This window comes from Rhodococcus sp. UYP9 (assembly GCF_040547235.1).
Lineage (GTDB): Bacteria > Actinomycetota > Actinomycetes > Mycobacteriales > Mycobacteriaceae > Rhodococcoides.
In genome coordinates, this window is sequence record NZ_JBEPPH010000007.1 from 221,337 (window position 1) to 238,588 (window position 17,252).

12 protein-coding genes are annotated in these 17,252 nt (G+C 62.2%); 9 read left to right on the plus strand and 3 right to left on the minus strand.

Annotation, left to right across the window (positions count from 1 at the left end; translation table 11 throughout):
• Positions 1 to 202 precede the first annotated feature (202 nt).
• The 3 genes from cobN (at position 203) to ABIB36_RS19250 (ending at position 4,791) form a co-directional block, all read left to right on the plus strand.
• Positions 203 to 3,811, plus strand: coding sequence for a cobaltochelatase subunit CobN (gene cobN, locus ABIB36_RS19240; RefSeq protein ID WP_354562327.1), 3,609 nt, complete (start codon positions 203 to 205; stop codon positions 3,809 to 3,811).
• Positions 3,812 to 3,828: 17 nt separating this feature from the next.
• Positions 3,829 to 4,206 (plus strand): PPOX class F420-dependent oxidoreductase, encoded by a 378-nt coding sequence (locus ABIB36_RS19245; protein ID WP_354562324.1) that lies wholly within the window; start codon positions 3,829 to 3,831, stop codon positions 4,204 to 4,206.
• 159 nt (positions 4,207 to 4,365) lie between these two features.
• Entirely contained in the window at positions 4,366 to 4,791 is a 426-nt protein-coding gene (locus tag ABIB36_RS19250; protein ID WP_084349020.1) for a VOC family protein, read from the plus strand.
• On the opposite strand, the gene ABIB36_RS19255 is transcribed toward ABIB36_RS19250, so the two are convergent.
• From ABIB36_RS19255 to ABIB36_RS19265, 3 genes are read right to left on the minus strand one after another with little or no spacing between them, the layout of a single operon-like run.
• The gene (locus ABIB36_RS19255) at positions 4,792 to 6,153 is read right to left on the minus strand and encodes a metallopeptidase TldD-related protein (RefSeq protein WP_084348913.1); all 1,362 of its coding nucleotides are present in this window, start codon (positions 6,151 to 6,153) and stop codon (positions 4,792 to 4,794) included. It abuts the gene before it with no gap.
• The gene (locus ABIB36_RS19260) at positions 6,150 to 7,706 is read right to left on the minus strand and encodes a TldD/PmbA family protein (RefSeq protein ID WP_354562320.1); all 1,557 of its coding nucleotides are present in this window, start codon (positions 7,704 to 7,706) and stop codon (positions 6,150 to 6,152) included. Before ABIB36_RS19260 ends, ABIB36_RS19255 begins: the two co-directional genes overlap by 4 nt.
• Positions 7,688 to 8,455 (minus strand): TSUP family transporter, encoded by a 768-nt coding sequence (locus tag ABIB36_RS19265; RefSeq protein WP_084348915.1) that lies wholly within the window; start codon positions 8,453 to 8,455, stop codon positions 7,688 to 7,690. The genes ABIB36_RS19260 and ABIB36_RS19265 overlap by 19 nt, the downstream gene beginning before the upstream one ends.
• Before the next feature lie 17 nt (positions 8,456 to 8,472).
• Here ABIB36_RS19265 and ABIB36_RS19270 point away from each other — a divergent pair, with 17 nt between their 5' ends.
• The 6 genes from ABIB36_RS19270 to ABIB36_RS19295 form a co-directional block, all read left to right on the plus strand.
• The gene (locus tag ABIB36_RS19270) at positions 8,473 to 9,630 is read left to right on the plus strand and encodes a sensor histidine kinase (RefSeq protein WP_084348916.1); all 1,158 of its coding nucleotides are present in this window, start codon (positions 8,473 to 8,475) and stop codon (positions 9,628 to 9,630) included.
• A gap of 15 nt (positions 9,631 to 9,645) precedes the next feature.
• Positions 9,646 to 10,305, plus strand: coding sequence for a response regulator (locus ABIB36_RS19275; protein ID WP_084348917.1), 660 nt, complete (start codon positions 9,646 to 9,648; stop codon positions 10,303 to 10,305).
• Positions 10,306 to 10,389: 84 nt separating this feature from the next.
• The gene (locus ABIB36_RS19280; protein ID WP_354562316.1) at positions 10,390 to 10,905 is read left to right on the plus strand and encodes an FxsA family protein; all 516 of its coding nucleotides are present in this window, start codon (positions 10,390 to 10,392) and stop codon (positions 10,903 to 10,905) included.
• 17 nt (positions 10,906 to 10,922) lie between these two features.
• Positions 10,923 to 12,518: an amidohydrolase gene (locus ABIB36_RS19285; protein WP_084348919.1), complete on the plus strand. Its 1,596-nt coding sequence runs from the start codon at positions 10,923 to 10,925 to the stop codon at positions 12,516 to 12,518.
• Positions 12,508 to 14,127, plus strand: a complete 1,620-nt coding sequence (gene lnt / locus ABIB36_RS19290) for an apolipoprotein N-acyltransferase (protein WP_084348920.1) — start codon at positions 12,508 to 12,510, stop codon at positions 14,125 to 14,127. The genes ABIB36_RS19285 and lnt overlap by 11 nt, the downstream gene beginning before the upstream one ends.
• A 588-nt stretch (positions 14,128 to 14,715) precedes the next feature.
• Positions 14,716 to 17,252: condensation domain-containing protein (locus ABIB36_RS19295; protein WP_354562312.1), on the plus strand; the 2,537-nt coding region annotated here is incomplete at its 3' end.

Genomic DNA, 17,252 nt, shown 5'->3' on the forward strand with positions numbered 1-17,252 from the left:
GGCTACAAGTGCATCTTGTCGGCGTTTCCCGATGTTACGAGCCAGAAGGTTTCTTCGGTAGCATCCCCTTCGAACGGCTTCGGCCGAGAGGAAGCCGGTGTAAGTCCGGCGCGGTCGCGCCACTGTGAAAGCCAGACCCTCTCCCGTGAGCCCACACGCAAGACAAATGCGGGGCGCGAAAACCCCGAGGAGGGCAGTACCCGTGATCCTGCTTCTGTCCACATCGGACACCGACCTGCTCAGTGCGCGTGCCAGCGGCGCCGACTACCAGTGGGGAAACCCCTCCCGCCTGCTCGCCGACGATGTCGCCGGGCTGGCCGAGGGCGTCGATGTGATCGTCCTCCGGATACTGGGGTCGAAGCGGTCCTGGGAAGAAGGCGTCGACGCGGTACTCGCCTCGGGCGTTCCCGTGGTTGTTCTCGGTGGGGAGCAGGCGCCGGACGCGGAGTTGATGGAGTTGTCGACCGTTCCAGGCAATGTCGCAGCTCAGGCTCATAATTACCTGGCAGAAGGTGGCCCGGAGAATCTTGCCGAACTCTTCGGCTTCCTGTCCGACACCGTTCTGCTCACCGGTCATGGGTTTGCTCCGCCCGTCCACACCCCCACGTGGGGAGTGCTGGAATCTTCGGTGACACCCGCCGATGCAGATGGACCGACCATCGCGATCCTCTACTACCGAGCGCAGCACCTGGCCGGAAACACTGCCTACATCGAAGCTCTCGCCGCGGCCGTCGAGGCGAAAGGTGGAAAGGCGCTGCCGATCTTCTGCGCATCGTTGCGCGCCGCGGAACCGGAACTACTGGGCGCTTTGAAGTCGGCCGACGCGATGATCGTGACCGTGTTGGCCGCGGGTGGAACCAAGCCTGCAGGCGCGTCCGCAGGCGGCGACGACGAAGCCTGGGACGTTGCCGAACTAGCCGCACTGGACGTTCCTATCCTGCAGGGGCTCTGCTTGACCAGCAGTCGGGCCACCTGGGACGCGAACGACGATGGCATGTCGCCGCTCGACGTTGCGACCCAGGTTGCAGTTCCCGAGTTCGACGGTCGACTCATCACGGTTCCGTTTTCGTTCAAAGAGATCGACGGCGACGGTCTGACCACCTACGTACCCGATCATGAACGTGCCGCTCGGGTAGCCGGAATCGCGGTGCGTCATGCACGACTTCGCCATATTCCTGCATCGGACCGCAGGATTGCCCTGATGTTCTCGGCGTACCCGACCAAACATGCTCGCATCGGAAATGCCGTCGGCCTCGATACGCCGGCGAGCGCGATTTCGCTCATGACCGAGATGCGCACAGCGGGATACGATCTCGGACCCGAGGACGGGCCCGACGCCGTTCCGGGCTTGACCGCCCGCGATGGCGACGCACTCATTCACGCACTGATCGCGCGCGGTGGACAGGACCCGGATTGGCTCACCGACGAACAGCTCGAGGGCAATCCGATCCGCATCTCGGCGGCGCGGTACCGGTCGTGGTTCGCCGAGCTTCCGGAGGATCTGACGTCCGCCGTCGAGAAGCATTGGGGACCGGCTCCCGGTGATCTGTACGTCGACCGTTCGAGTGATCGCGACGGCGAGATCGTCATCGCAGCAATGCAGTTCGGCAATGTCGTCATCATGGTTCAGCCGCCTCGCGGATTCGGCGAGCGACCCGTCGCGATCTATCACGATCCGGATCTGCCTCCCAGTCACCATTATCTCGCGGCGTATCGCTGGATCCAGGCCTCACGGCAGGACGGCGGCTTCGGTGCCGACGCGATGGTCCACCTCGGAAAGCACGGCAACCTCGAGTGGCTGCCAGGTAAGACCCTCGGGATGTCCGCTTCGTGCGGCACCGATGCCGCGCTCGGCGACCTGCCGCTGATCTACCCGTTCCTCGTCAACGATCCGGGCGAGGGAACTCAGGCCAAGCGTCGTGCCCACGCCACCTTGGTCGATCACCTCATCCCGCCGATGGCCCGCGCCGAAAGCTACGGCGACATCTCCCGGCTCGAGCAGTTGCTCGACGAGCACGCCAACATTTCGGCTTTGGACCCGGCCAAACTGCCTGCTATCAGGCAGCAGATCTGGACGTTGATGACCGCGGCCCAGATGCATCAGGACCTCGGATTGGAGGAGCGTCCCGACGAAGAAGTATTCGACGACATGCTGCTGCACGTCGACGGTTGGCTCTGCGAGATCAAGGACGTCCAGATCCGGGACGGTCTGCACATCCTCGGCCAGGAACCGGTCGGCGACGCCGAGGTGGAGTTGGTGCTGGCCATGCTGCGTGCACGTCAGATGTGGGGCGGCGAACAAACCGTGCCCGGACTTCGCGAAGCGTTGGGACTGAGCGAAGACGGGGACGAGGAGCGAACACGAGTCGACGCCATCGAGTCGATCGCGCACGCTCTCGTGGCGAAAATGCAGACGGAGCAGTGGGAACCCGACGCCGCCGAACGGGTGGCGGGAGAGCACGGACCGGTCGTCGCCGAGATCCTTCGCTTCGCGGCCACCGAGGTGGTTCCCCGGCTCCGGGCAACCTCTCGCGAGATCGATCAAATCCTCCACGCACTCGACGGCGGGTTTATTCCTGCCGGCCCGAGCGGGTCCCCGCTGCGCGGACTCATCAACGTTCTGCCCACCGGCAGGAACTTCTACTCGGTTGATCCCAAGGCAGTGCCGTCGCGCCTGGCGTGGGAAACCGGGCAGGCAATGGCCGAGTCGCTTCTCGCGCGCTACCGCAAGGACCACGGGGAGTGGCCCAAGTCCGTGGGTCTGTCGGTGTGGGGCACCTCAGCCATGCGGACCTCGGGTGACGATGTCGCAGAGGTCTTCGCACTTCTCGGCGTCGCACCGGTGTGGGACGAGGCTTCCAGACGCGTCACCAAGCTCGAGGTCATCGAGCTGGCCGAACTGGGACGCCCACGTATCGACGTCACGGTGCGAATCAGTGGTTTCTTCCGTGACGCCTTTCCCCACGTGCTGGCGATGCTCGACGACGCGGTGCGCCTCGTTGCGGCATTGGACGAACCGGCCGATCAGAACTACGTTCGCGCGCACGCTCAGGCAGATCTCGCCGAGCATGGCGATGAGCGTCGCTCGACGACCCGTATCTTCGGCTCGAAGCCTGGAACGTACGGCGCTGGGCTGCTGCAACTGATCGACAGCAAGACCTGGCGTAGCGACGAGGATCTGGCGCAGGTCTACACAACGTGGGGCGGTTTCGCATACGGGCGAGGTCTCGACGGAGTACCCGCTGCCGGCGATATGCGCAGTGCGTACCGCCGCATCGCTGTTGCCGCCAAGAACACCGATACTCGTGAGCACGACATCGCCGATTCGGACGACTACTTCCAGTATCACGGCGGCATGGTCGCAACTGTTCGTGCCCTGACGGGTAAGTCTCCCGAGGCGTACATCGGTGACAGTACGAGGCCGGAATCCGTGCGGACCAGAACGCTGTCCGAGGAGACCGCCCGCGTGTTCCGCGCGCGGGTGATCAATCCTCGCTGGCTCGAAGCGATGCGCAGACACGGCTACAAGGGCGCGTTCGAGATGGCGGCCACGGTCGACTACTTGTTCGGGTACGACGCCACCACAGATGTCGTCGCCGACTGGATGTACGAAAAGCTGGCCGAGACGTACGTCCTGGACGAGCAGAATCAGAAGTTCATGCAGCAGTCCAATCCGTGGGCACTGCACGGGATCGCCGAGCGGTTGCTCGAAGCAGCGGAACGAAAGATGTGGGCCGAGCCAGACGCCGCAATCCTCGACGGTCTACGCCAGGTGTACCTCGAAACCGAAGGCGACCTGGAAGGGGAGTAGCCGTACCCTTTATCGGCATGACCACCTTTGCGAACATCGCCGACGGAAAATACGTGTCACTGACCACCTTCAAGAAGGACGGGACTCCCGTCGCGACGCCGTTGTGGGGTGCTCGCGACGGCGATCGCCTGCTCGTGTGGACGACGACCGACTCGTGGAAGGTCAAGCGCATCAAGCGCAATCCCTCGGTCACCATCGCCCCGTGTTCGGCCCGGGGCAAGGTCGAAGGCGACGCAGTCGACGGTGTTGCCGAGGTTCTGGACGCCGCGGGTACCGAGAAGGCGCGCTCGGCAATATCGTCCAAGTACGGCATTCTCGGTTGGCTCACGGTGAAGGGAAGCTCGCTTCGTCGAGGAAAATCCGGCACGGTCGGCATCTCGATCGTGCCGGCATAGTCGACGAACACAGCAGCCACCGATGCTTTCGCCTTCGGTCGTGCGCTGGTCGATACGGATTTTGCTCATCCGGCAATCGTGTGCGGCGCCAGTTCCGAATGTTTGTACGAGTGCTCGACAATCGGTGACGAGTTGAGTCGCCAGAACGGAGATTTCACAATGCCGATCTCAGTATCCGACTACAACCATGTTCGCCTCACGGTCAGCGACATCGCTGTGTCGCGCAAGTTCTACGACGAGGTGTTCGGCTTCGAAGTTGCTTTCGCCTTCGATCCCAATGCAGACGAGGAAACAAAGAAGTCTCTGTGGTTTCTCTTCGGCGGAGTGATCTACAAGTTTCCCGGCGGATTGTTCGGCTTGCGCCCGGTCGCACCCGAGGGGGATTCCTTCGACGAAAATCGAACGGGACTCGATCATCTGGCCTTCAGTGTCGACAAGCACCAGGACTTGCAGGACGCAGTGGCGACGCTGGACAAGCTCGGCATCGCACACGAGCCGATCAAGAGCGGTGGCCCTGGCTTGTCGATTCTCGAGTTCCGCGACCCCGATAATATTGCCCTGGAAATCGCGGGTCCCAGCGAGTAGCTACTGCGCTTCACTCACCGAGGACATGTGGAAATCCGGAATCCGCAACGGCGGCATAGCCGTTCGCGTGAACCAGTCTTTCCATTCCCGGGGCAGCGTTTTCTCCGTTGCCCCGGCCTCCGTGGCCCGGCGCAACAGGTCCAGTGGGCTTTCGTTGAAGCGGAAGTTGTTGACCGCTCCGACAACCTTGCCGTTTTCGACCAGGTAGACGCCGTCGCGAGTCAAACCCGTCAGAAGTAGAGTTGCAGGGTCCACCTCGCGGATGTACCAGAGGGTGCTCAGCAGCAATCCACGTTCAGTTCGCGCGACCATCTCTTCGAGGGTGGTGTCCGACCCACCGGTAAGGGCGAGGTTGTCGCCCGGGACGGTGAGCTCGGTGTCGTATCTCTCCGCGAGAAAGCGCGGGTAGGTGAGTGCGTTGATCGTTCCGTTTCGGATCCACTCGACGCGCGAGGTGGACACACCGTTGTCGAACAGTGATACCGAGTCGTTCGAAGAGCCCGTTGCGACGAACGGCGAGTACTCGAGCCCCTCCTGCCGAGGGTCCGAGAACAACGTCAGCGGCAACCGGCCCAGCTTCTCACCTAGGCGAGTTCCGCCCGCCCGAGAAAGCGCCGTGTGTCCTTCCTGTGCGCCACGTCCCTCCATGGACCACATCAGATAGATCATCATGTCGGCAACCGCGGACGGCGGCAGTAGAGTCTCGTACCGACCTGCGGGTAGATCGATTCGGTTCTTGGACCAGTCGAGCCTGGTGGACAGGTTCTCGAGCAGCTTTTCGATCGATACGTCGTCGAAGTACTTCGTGCTCGCGCCGACCCACGCGCTGGCGTCCGAACGCTTTCCGTTGATCTCGATCGATCCCGTCGGCTGCGTGTATCGCCGTCTGATGCCCGTCGACGACCCGAGCCACACCGTTTCGATCTGGTGGTGGGCGAAACCGTAGAGCTGGTCCTGCCCGTCGAAACCGGTCGACAGGGGACCGGTGAGGGACTCGAACACCCCGATGTCGGTCCGCGCGGGATCGGCATCCCAATCCGGTGCCGCCGCGCCCCCCTCGACGAGGGGCATTGCATCCTCGGCCGATTCAGCTGTGCGAGCGGCATTTTCGGAGGCGCGGACCGTCACTACTATGTCTTTCGGGTCGACGCTGCTGGACGAAGACGTGGAAACCCGCGTGCCATCGTCCCCGCGAACGATGGAGACGACCGTCCATCGTCTGGACACTCCGACGCCGTTTGTGGTCATCGAATTGTTGGCCCATCGGAGTGAGGACTCACTTGAGTCGGTGACGATCACCAGGGTCTCGTCGACTGTGGCGGCACGTAGAACCTGCTCGACGACGTCCTGAGCTCGAATCATCGGACCCCCTCCGATCGGGTGTTGAGTACATTGACGCCTCGGAAGAGAGCTGCCGGACAGCCATGGCTGACCGCAGCAACTTGACCGGGTTGCGCTTTGCCGCAATTGAATGCGCCACCGAGCCGCCTGGTCGACTCACCACCCAGCAGGTCCATCGAGCCCCAGAAGTCGGTGGTGGTCGCTTGATAGGCGACATCGCGTACTTGGCCTACGAGTCGTCCATGTCGAATACGGAAGAACCGCTGACCGGTGAACTGAAAGTTGTACCGCTGCATGTCGATCGACCATGACTTGTCGCCGACGACATAGAGTCCGTCCTCGACTGCCGCCACCAGGTCGTCGATGCTGCGATCGACATTCGGGTCGGGTTGCAAGGAGACGTTGGCCATGCGCTGAATCGGAACGTGGTGTGCGGAGTCGGCGTACGAGCACCCGTTGGACCTCGAAAGCCCGAGTCGTGGTGCGAATACGCGATCCAATTGGTACCCCACCAGTACGCCGTCGCGCACCAGGTCCCATTTCTGGGCGGCGACACCTTCGTCGTCGTAACCCGTGCTTGCCAGCCCGTGAACTTCGGTGCGGTCGGCTGTTACATGCATGGATTCGCTGCCGTACTTCAGTGTGCCGAGTTTGTCCGGCGTCGCGAAAGATGTACCGGCGTAGGCTGCCTCGTATCCGATGGCGCGGTCGTATTCCGTAGCGTGGCCGATCGATTCGTGGATCGTGAGCCACAGGTTGGTCGGGTCGATCACGAGGTCCGTCGGACCGGCTACTACCGAGGGGGACTTCACTTTCTCACCGAGCCAGTCGGGTATGCGCGCGAGCTCGTCGGCCCAGTCCCACGTGCTGTCCGCAGCCAGGTACTCCCACCCACGACTGACCGGTGGCGCAAGAGTCCGCATCGTCTCGAAGGCACCGGCGTCGGAGTCGACCGTGGTCGCCTCGAACTGTGGATGCAGTCGAACGCGTTGCTGGGTGATCGAGCTGCCCGCCGAGTCCGCGTAGAACGTCTGTTCTTTGACCTGTTGAACCGAAGCCGTCACATGGTCGACGCCGTCGGACGCTGCCAGTCGCGTCGAGTATTCGGCAAGGAGCTCGACTTTGTCACGGGTAGCGATGTCGAAGGGATCCACCTCGTAGTCCGACACCCAGGTTGCGTCCGCATAGATCGGTTCGCCTGCCAACTCGACGTGCTCACGATTGAGGACGCGCAGAGCAGTGGCGACGTCGACGGCCGTCTTGGTCGTCCGTACAGCAGCGGCAACGGACAAGTCGCTGTGCGAGGCGAATCCCCAGGTACCGTCGATCACCACGCGAACTGCCAGACCGATCTCGGAGCCGTCGACCGCGGATTGAACCGCACCGTCGCGAAGATTGAGAGACTGCGTGGTCAGCCGGTGCACGCGAAGATCGGCGTGGACGGCACCCGCTCGCCGCGCGGTATCGAGTACTGCCGCGGCAAGTTCGCGCAGGGGGAGCTCGAGAAAGTCCGGGTCCACAAGTCTTTGCCGCTGCTGGGTCACAGGAATCGAGGTTAGCCGAACTGTTGCCATCCGAGTCGGATGACCATCCCGAACACGACCACCAGCAACACCACTCGCACGAATCCGGAACCACGAGCGAGCGCTATGCGTGAGCCCGATACTGCGCCGATCACATTACAGACAGCCATCGCTGCTCCCAGCTGCCAGAGCACGTGACCGGTGACGGCGAAGAACGCCAGTGCGCCGAGATTGGAGCCGAGATTGAGCACCTTCGCCATTGCTGCACTGCGCACGAACTCGGTTCCGAGCAACGTCGCAAAGGCGATGATGAAGAACGTCCCGGTGCCTGGCCCGAGTATGCCGTCGTAGAACCCGAATCCGCCGGCTGCGAGGAAGACGACGGTCAGCGTCTTCCGCTTGCTCGGGGCGTGTGAGCCTGCAGCCGAGCCGATCGTGGGTCGAGCGGTCACCAGGGCCGCGACCGCGATCAGTACGACCATGATGATCGGGATGAACAACTCGCGGTCGATCAAGGACACCGCCGCGGCACCTGCCGCCGACGCGACGGCTGCGAGGGCTCCGGCGGGAACGAGCATTCGCCAGTCGAGTGCGATTCGACGGGAGAAGGTGACTACGGCTGCGAAAGTACCGAACACGGCAGTCATCTTGTTCGTGGCGAGCGCCGCCTGTGGGGCCAGCTGTGGCGCGACGAGCAAGATAGCGGGTAGGAGAATGAGACCACCACCACCGACTACGGCGTCGACCCAACCTGCCGCTGTCGCTGCGACCATCAACAATCCCCAGTCGGCGGCAGTCATGCGGCAAACTCAATCACATGCGTAGATTCAGCTTGTGGCTCAGGGGGAAGCCCTTCATCGCCGACATGCTGCTAGCGGGCACTCTGTTCTCCTTCGAGGTTGTGTCATTTTTCAGCAACGTCGACATGAGAAGCCCGATGTTGTTCGTCGTCGGGGCGGCGGCGTTGAGTGCTCCGATCGCATGGCGACGACGGCACCCGCGGACCGTGGCGTGGGCGGTGCTGGCAGGTTCGCTGCTCATCACGCTCGGCGGACTTGCCGTCGGGGAGCAAACCGACATTCATCCTGCTGCACTGGCCTTGCCGATCATGCTCTACACACTTATCGCGTACGTGGGCCGCCGAGAAGGGCTGATCTATCTGGGCGGGGTACTGCTCGATGGAGGTCTGGCGGTATGGGCGCTGGACGACGATGCGGTTCTTTCGATGCTGTTCACTGTTCTGCTGTACGGATTCGCCTGGATCGCTGCCGAGTTCCTCGGAGCTCGCCGTGCGTACGACGAGGCAGTCGAGGCGAAACTGCTTGTCGCCGACTATGATCGGGACAGGCGCGCCGAGGAAGCCGTTGCACACGAGCGCACCCGCATCGCTCGGGAGTTGCACGACGTCATCGCACACGGTGTCAGCGTGATGATCGTTCAGGCCGACGGGGCGTCGTATGCGATCCGGCGGGATCCGGATCGAGCAGAAGAAGCAGTCGCGAACATCTCTGCTACCGGCAGGCAGGCGCTCGCGGAACTACGGCGCACGGTCGCACTGCTCCGAACCACTCCCTATTCCGAGGACATGCCCATGTACGGGACTGCGGGGCTGGCCAAAGTGGTCGACATGATGTCGCGAGCCGGATTGAACGTAGAACTCGAACAAACCGGGAATCTGGACGACATCAGTCCCGCGATCAGTTTGGGTATCCACCGCCTCGTTCAGGAATCTCTCACCAACGTTCTGCGCCACGGGGGCCACGCGCCGCGGGCACGGGTAGCAGTCGTGCGCCGCGAGGAAGACATCCTCGTCGAGATCGTCAACGGTGCCGGATCAGGAACCAGTGCCGTCGAGGGGACAGGGAACGGCCTGCTCGGCATGCGTGAGCGTGTTGCCGTCCTGCAGGGTGCACTGGAAGCCGGCCGAACGGCGGACGGCAGGTGGCGAGTACGCGCTGAGTTGCCGCTCGAATGACGTTAGGTTGGGACCGTGCCGATTACAGTTCTCATCGTCGACGACCAAGAATTGATGCGGATGGGCCTGACTATGGTCCTCGACGCGCAGGAAGACATCACCGTCGTCGCGGAGGCCGCAGACGGATCGGCAGCAGTGCGCGCTGTCCACGAGCACCGCCCGGATGTCGTACTGATGGATGTTCGAATGCCAGGAATCGACGGTGTGCGAGCTACCTCGATGATCGCCGAATCCGAGTCGATCTCCCGAGTACTCGTCATGACGACGTTCGATCTCGACGAGCATGTCCTGGGAGCACTGCGGGCAGGGGCCAGTGGTTTTCTGCTCAAGGACACCCCGCCTGAGGATTTGATATCCGCGATCCGCAGCGTCGCGGCAGGTGACGCGGTCGTCTCACCGAAAGTGACGCGGCGTCTCCTGTCACGTTTCATCGCCGAGGACGCACCCCTTGCACAGGACCCGGTGGTGCTCGACGCTCTGACCGACCGTGAACGGGAAGTGCTCGGCTTGCTCGCAACCGGACTGTCCAACGCCGAGATCGCCGGTAAGTTGGTGTTGTCCGAAGCCACGGTGAAGACCCACATCGGTCGGATACTGACGAAACTCGGTCTTCGCGATCGAGTTCAAGCGGTGGTCCTGGCATACGAAACGGGTGTCGTGCGTCCCCGGTTGTGAATCGTTATCGAAACGATGACGGATTCAGGGAGAAATACAACGTGGCTGTCCGTTGTCAGTACAGGCGACGAAAGGAACGAACACGTGATTGCGCTCTTTGCCCTCTATGTCATCGTCGAGGTGGCCGCGCTGGTGGCGGTCGGTAGCGCCATCGGCGTGCTCTGGACAGTGCTGCTCCTCATCGCAGGTTCCGCGGCCGGGTTGATACTCGTCCGCGGTCAGGGACGTCGCGTCATGGAAGGCCTCCGCAGCGCCAGTCGCGGTGAACGATCCCCTGGTGGAGCGGTCGCCGACGGTGTGCTGTTCGCTATAGGTTCGGTCGCGATGTTCGTTCCAGGCCTGGTCACCACTGCGTTCGGCATCTTGCTTCTTCTTCCCCCCACGCGTTGGGCGCTACGTCCACTGGTGATGCTGGCGGCCGCCAGGTGGATGCCGACGGTAGCGACAGCCGCAGGCAGGATGCGGCCTACCGTCATCGACGGCGAGGTCGTGTCCGACGCGTCCACCCGGACCACCTATGGCGGACCGCCCTCTGGCACAGTGCTCGAGGGACGGATAATCGAGATCGACGGTCAGGATTTCCAGAAGCCGGTTCGCTGAGGGCACACTGAACCATCGTGAGTACCCAACTGCTTCTCGGTGGACGGATCTACAGTCCGACGGCTCCCGACGCGAGCGCTATGGCAATTACCGACGGAATCGTGACCTGGACAGGTGAGGATCGAACCGGCCGCGCGTTGCACCCCGGCGCCCAAGAAATCGACCTTGCCGGCGCGTTCGTAGCCCCCGCATTCGTCGACACACACGTCCACACCACCGCGTACGGTCTTGCTCTCGGTGCGCTCGATCTGAGTGCGTGCCGCTCGCGCGGAGAGTGTGTGCAGGCGATACGCCGCTACGCGCTGAAAAGCTCCGATCCGTTGATCTGGGGGAACGGCTGGGACGACACGGCATGGGACGAGCCTGGTGTGCTCTCGACCTCGGACCTGGACGAAGCCGCGCCCGGCAGGCCGATCTATCTCGTTCGAGTGGACGGCCACAGCGCCGCAAGTTCGACGGTTCTCCGCGCCGCCAGTGGCGCGCTGAACGCCCTCGCGGGGTTTCATCCCGAGCACGCACTTACCGGCGACGCTCATCACTCCGTTCGTCGCGCCGCACTGAAACTTTTGACTCCAGCCGCTCGAGCGGCCGCGAGAACGTTGGCTCTCGACAACGCCGCATCGCAGGGCATCTGCGCTGTGCACGAATGTGGCGGTCCGGATATCTCCGGCCGTGACGATTTCCAGGAACTGCTCGCGACAGACCACGGGGTCGAAGTACGCGGATACTGGGGTGAGACGGTGACCAGCGCAGATCATGCGCGCACGCTCGCTCGAGAGACAGGTGCATATGCGCTCGGCGGCGATCTGTTCGTCGACGGCTCGATCGGCTCACATACAGCGTGGCTCAGTTCGCCCTACGACGACGGGCCCGGCACAGGACTCTCGTTCCTGGACGTCGACGCGATTGCCACGCATGTGGCTTCCTGCACCGAAGCCGGGATCCAAGCGGGCTTCCATGCAATCGGCGATGCTGCTGTATCCGCCGTCGTACAGGGGTTTTCCCGCGTGGCGGCCGCCATCGGTGGCCCCGCCCTTGCTGCCCTCGGACATCGCGTCGAACACGTGGAGATGGTGTCCGGCGAACAAGCAGCGAAGTTGGCATCCTGGGGAGTCATCGCAAGTATGCAGCCGATGTTCGATGACTTGTGGGGTGGCGACGAGGGAATGTATGCGCGTCGATTAGGTATCGATCGTGCGCGGACGTTGAACCCGCTCGCACAACTGGCGTCCTCTGGCGTCTCCCTCGCGTTCAGCTCCGACGCGCCCGTCACCGGGCTCGATCCATGGAGGATGCTGCGCGCAGCGGTCAATCACCGAACCGAGGGGAGTGCAATCTCGCCTCGAGCGGCGTTCGCCTCCGCCACGCGCGGTGCGTGGCGCGCCGGCGGCGTGCGGGACGGCCTTGCCGGCACCCTGACGCCGGGCGCTCCGGCAAGCTACGCGATCTGGGACGCAACCGACCTCGTGGTCAGGGCACCCAAGGACAGTGTTGCGCGTTGGTCGACCGACCCGCGGGCCGGTGTTCCTGCCCTGCCGTCGCTCGAGCCTGGCTCGCCGTCCCCGACCTGTCTTCGCACCGTTCATCGTGGGCGGACAATTCATGGCGCTTGAAGGGGTGGGGGTCGCACGAGCGCAGGTGGTCCGCACTGGTGTGTCGGTCTTGTCCGCTGTGGCGTCCGGCCTCCTGCTGTTCCTGAGCTTCCCTCCCCGCCACCTTTGGTTCCTCGCCGCAGTCGGGGTGGCGCTTCTCGTCCTCGTCCTACGGCGTTTCGGAACTACCGAGTCGGTCTCGAAGAAGAGCGGTTTCGGCTATGGATTCCTCGCAGGACTGGGGTTCTTCGTTCCCCTGCTCCCTTGGATCGGTGTCTACGTCGGTCCGCTGCCGTGGCTCGCACTCGCTGCAGCAGAATCTTTGTTCATCGGTCTCTTCGGCGTACTAGCTGTCGTTGTCTCCCGAAACCGCTGGTGGCCCGTCTCCACGGCTGCAGTGTGGAGTCTCGTCGAGTGGGCAAGGTCGAGTTTTCCGTTCGGTGGATTCCCTTGGGGCCGACTATCGTTCGGCCAACCCGACAGTTGGTTGCTGCCCCTCGCGAGCATCGGCGGGGCTCCGCTGCTGAGCTTCGGCGTTGCGCTGACCGGCACTGGACTTGCTGCGATCGCTTGTACTCTCGCGGCGAGAAAGAGACGTCCCATCCGAGGCATGCTGATCGTCTCGGTCGCGGCGACGAGTGCAGCATCCATTGTCGCAGTTGCGCTTCTTCCGACGTTGGTGAGCAATGAACCGGAGGCAGGAGAGCGCACCATCACCGTGGCCGCAATACAGGGGAGCGTGCCTCGGCTGGGTCTGGATTTCAACTCTCAGCGCCGGGCGGTCTTGGACAATCACGTCCGTGAAACATTCGCGTTGGCCGACGAAGTATCGGCTGGGCGCGTGGATCGACCGGATCTGGTCGTATGGCCCGAGAACGCTTCGGATATCGACCCCTTGCGAAACGCGGACGCGGCTATGGAAATCACCGCGGCATCCGAGGCCGTCGGGGCACCAATTCTTGTCGGTACGGTCTTGGTCAACGACGATCGCACGACCACGAATTCGGTTATCGCATGGGATGGTGCCGAGGGGCCCGGCGAACGTCACGACAAGAAGATAATTCAACCGTTCGGTGAATACTTACCCTACCGAAGCTTCTTTCGAATGTTCTCGGAGTACGCCGACAAAGCAGGCTACTTCATCCCAGGTAGCGGAAACGGCGTCGTTCACGCTGCTGGTATCGCTGCCGGTATCGCGACGTGCTATGAAGTCGCGTTCGACCGAGCATTGACCGAATCTGTCCGATCCGGCGCAGAATTCATCGCGATCCCGACCAACAATGCCACCTTCGGTGATACCGAGATGACGTATCAACAGTTGGCGATGTCGAGAATTCGTGCTGTCGAGCATGGGCGATCTGTTGTTGTCGCCGCAACGAGCGGGGTTAGTGCAATTGTTTCGCCCGACGGGGCAATCGTCGACCAGACCCCCTTGTTCGTCGCCGACGCTCTCGTCGCAGAGATCGGCCTACACAGCGGAACGACAGTCGCGACAGATCTGGGTGTATGGCCCGAACGGCTCCTGTGCGTCAGCGCGGGACTGTTTCTATTGTTCGCAGTAATGCGCTCGCGAACAACGGGCAAAGAGTCTGTTATCGGCGAAGAAAGCGTCTCGGAAGTTCGTAAATGAGCCGCCAACATATTCGCATCCTGATATCAGTCGCCATGGAACAGGACAATTGACGCGATTCACCTCGGATTCGCCGAAGATGTAACGGACCGGGAGTTGTTCTCGATTCTCAACTAATAGTCCGCTAAAGCAATGGCGGCTGACTATTGTGTGTTGGTAGGTCGAAATTGTCATGAGCGCGATATGCAGCACGCATATCGCAACCGTTCGCCAGGAAGACCGGGGCCCTGAACGTTCGGTGGTGTACGCACATGAGAGGGGGCGCCGGTGATGAGTCTTGCCGTAGAGGGCACGAAGTGTATGGATAGCCGACTCGCGGCACTGCACGACATCGGAAACAGACTGCAAGCATGTTTCTGAATCCGCGCACAGTTCCAATCCATGATGTGGTCCGCTTCGAATCAACCTGAGTTGCTCGAGCGCGTACCCGCGCCGAGAACCCGCTTGCTCAGTACTGGCCTACACAGCTGCACCCGATCAGAACGGACAGTGAACACATTGATCGATCCTGCTCGCGCATCGTATCGACGACCGGTGTCGAAGCCGACGATCAGTTCGACGACGTTCCCGCGTCAGAAAGGCGAATGAATGCGAGCCGTGATCTCGGGGGATTCGCACAGCTCCCTTCCTCGAAGTGGTGACGAGACAGCCGGATTTCCGCTTTCCTCGGCGCAGCGTGGAATGTGGTTTGCGCAGCAACTGGCGCCTCAGGTCCCGGTCTGCATCGCGCAGTACGTGGACCTACGAGGTGACCTCGATCTCGAGCTACTGAGAAAGGCTTCACGTACCGCCGGGCACGAATTCCAATCTGCCTTTCTTCGCCTGTCCGAGATCGACGGGGAACCGAACCAGATCGTCGATCACGGAATAGACGACAACGTCGATTTTCTGGACTTACGTAGCGAACCGGACCCCATGGCCGCTGCAAAGGCATGGATCGACGAAAATTACACGGCACCAGTCGATCTGACCCGCGATCGGCTGGTCACGGTGTGGATTCTGCAAGTCGAGGACAGTCGTTTCCTGTGGTACAGCAAAATCCATCACGTCGCGCTCGACGGCTACGGCGCGATGACCATGGTCAATCGCACCGCCGAGCTCTATACAGCCGAGCTCGAAGGAAAGGATCCGAAGCCGGCGAGTGCAGCGGATCTGAAGAAGCTGTACTCACTCGATCAGGAGTACCGACATTCTGGGCGGTTCGAAACCGACCGCGAGTACTGGGCCGACCACGTTCGTGACGTGCAGGGTGGCGCCACACTCGCGAACTCCGATGGCGCCACAGTGGCCGCGAGCAAGCTCGAAAGCGCGGCCCTCGACGAGCACGTCGTGGATAATCTCGAGAAGTCGGACGCAACCAAGAGCGCAACGGCAGCCGCCGTAGTGATCGCAGCTTTCGCGTGCTACCTCTCACGCATGACAGGGCGCGAAGACGTCCTGGTGAACATTCCAGTGTCCGCGAGAACGACCGCAGTTCTACGTCGCTCCGGCGGAATGCTCGTCAACGTCGCTCCGCTGCCCATCAGGGTCTCTCCGGCCGGCAGCATCGGCGACTTGGTACAGCATGTCCAACTCGAACTCATGGGAGCGCTACGGCATCAGCGATTCAGCATCGAGGACATCCGACGCGACCTGACCGCCAAGGGTCTCGATAGCGGCCTACTTGCGCCCATGGTCAACGTGATGCTCTTTCATCAGGAAATCCATCTCGGGCCCATCGCCGGTGAATTCAACATCGTTACCTCCGGCCCGGTCGACGACCTTTTGGTCAATATTTACCAAAGCGGCTCTCCAGCAAGAACATTCATCGACTTCCGCGGAAATCCGAACAGATACATCGATGCGGATCTTGCGCGTCATCATCGTGGATTCATCGACATTCTGTCCGCGTTCGTCGACGCGAACCCGCTGGATCTGGTCGACGATGTGCATGTCGAGAGCGCGGCTGTCGGCCGCCGCCGCAGACTCGAGCAACAACAATTGGCTTACTGGTCGGCAACGCTCGCCGACGCACCGGTCGGAGTCGGCCTGGGGACGTCCACGCAGGTCGCACCTTCCGAGGTTCATCCGCAGCCGAGACTTGCAGTCGCGGACACCGTGGACCCCGGAGTCCACCGACGACTCACTTCCGATGCGGCAAAGAAGGGGTCCAGTCTTCTCATCACGGTTCACGCGGCTCTTGTCGCACTGTTGGCCCGCCTCTCGGGGGAGACCGACATCGCGATCGGCGCCCGGACACCGTTCACCGACGGCAACACAATCGTGTTTCGAACCTCGGTCGTGCGCGGAGAACCGTTCGCCGAATTGGCCTCTCGTGCGCAAGATAGCGATACCGCTGCTCTCGCTCACGCGGACGTGTTGATTGCCGACGTCTTCGAGGAACTCTCACGCGAGGATCTTTACCGCGTCGTGCTGGCGTTCGATACCGAAGCGACACCCTCAGTCGACACCGATGCCGAACTGGTGGTGTCGGTCGACGAAACGTTCGACGCGCTAGGCGCTCCCCAGGGCATTTCGATCCGCTTCGATTGTGAAGCAACAGTTCTCGATGAAGAGGCGCTTCGTGGTCATCTCGCTCGGCTGATCAAGATCCTCCGCGTTGTCTCTCAGAATCCACGAGTCTTCACTGACGACATAGACGTGTTGTCGGTGTCCGAGCGTGAGTTGTTGGTGCCGGTGCGTGGTGGTGTGTCGGTGGTGGGTCGGTTGTTGCCGGAGATTTTGGTTTCTGCGGTAGATGTTGCGGGTGTGGATGGTGTGGCGTTGGTGTGTGGTGTGTCGGTGTCGTATGGGGAGTTGGATGTTCGGTCTTCGCGGTTGGCGCGGTTGTTGATCGGTCGTGGTGTGGGTGTGGGTTCGTTTGTGGCGTTGGGGTTGCGGCGTTCGGTGGAGTCGGTGGTTGCGGTGTGGGCGGTAGCGAAGGCTGGGGGTGCGTTTTTGCCGGTGGATCCGTCGTATCCGGTGGATCGTATTGCTCATATGTTGTCCGATTCTGGTGCTGTGGTGGGGATTACCGCGGTCGAGCATGTATCGGGTTTGAGCCAGGCGGGCGGTGGGGTGTCGTGGATCGTTCTGGACGATGAGTCGATCGTCGATGAGGTTGGTGAGTTTTCTGGTGGGCCGGT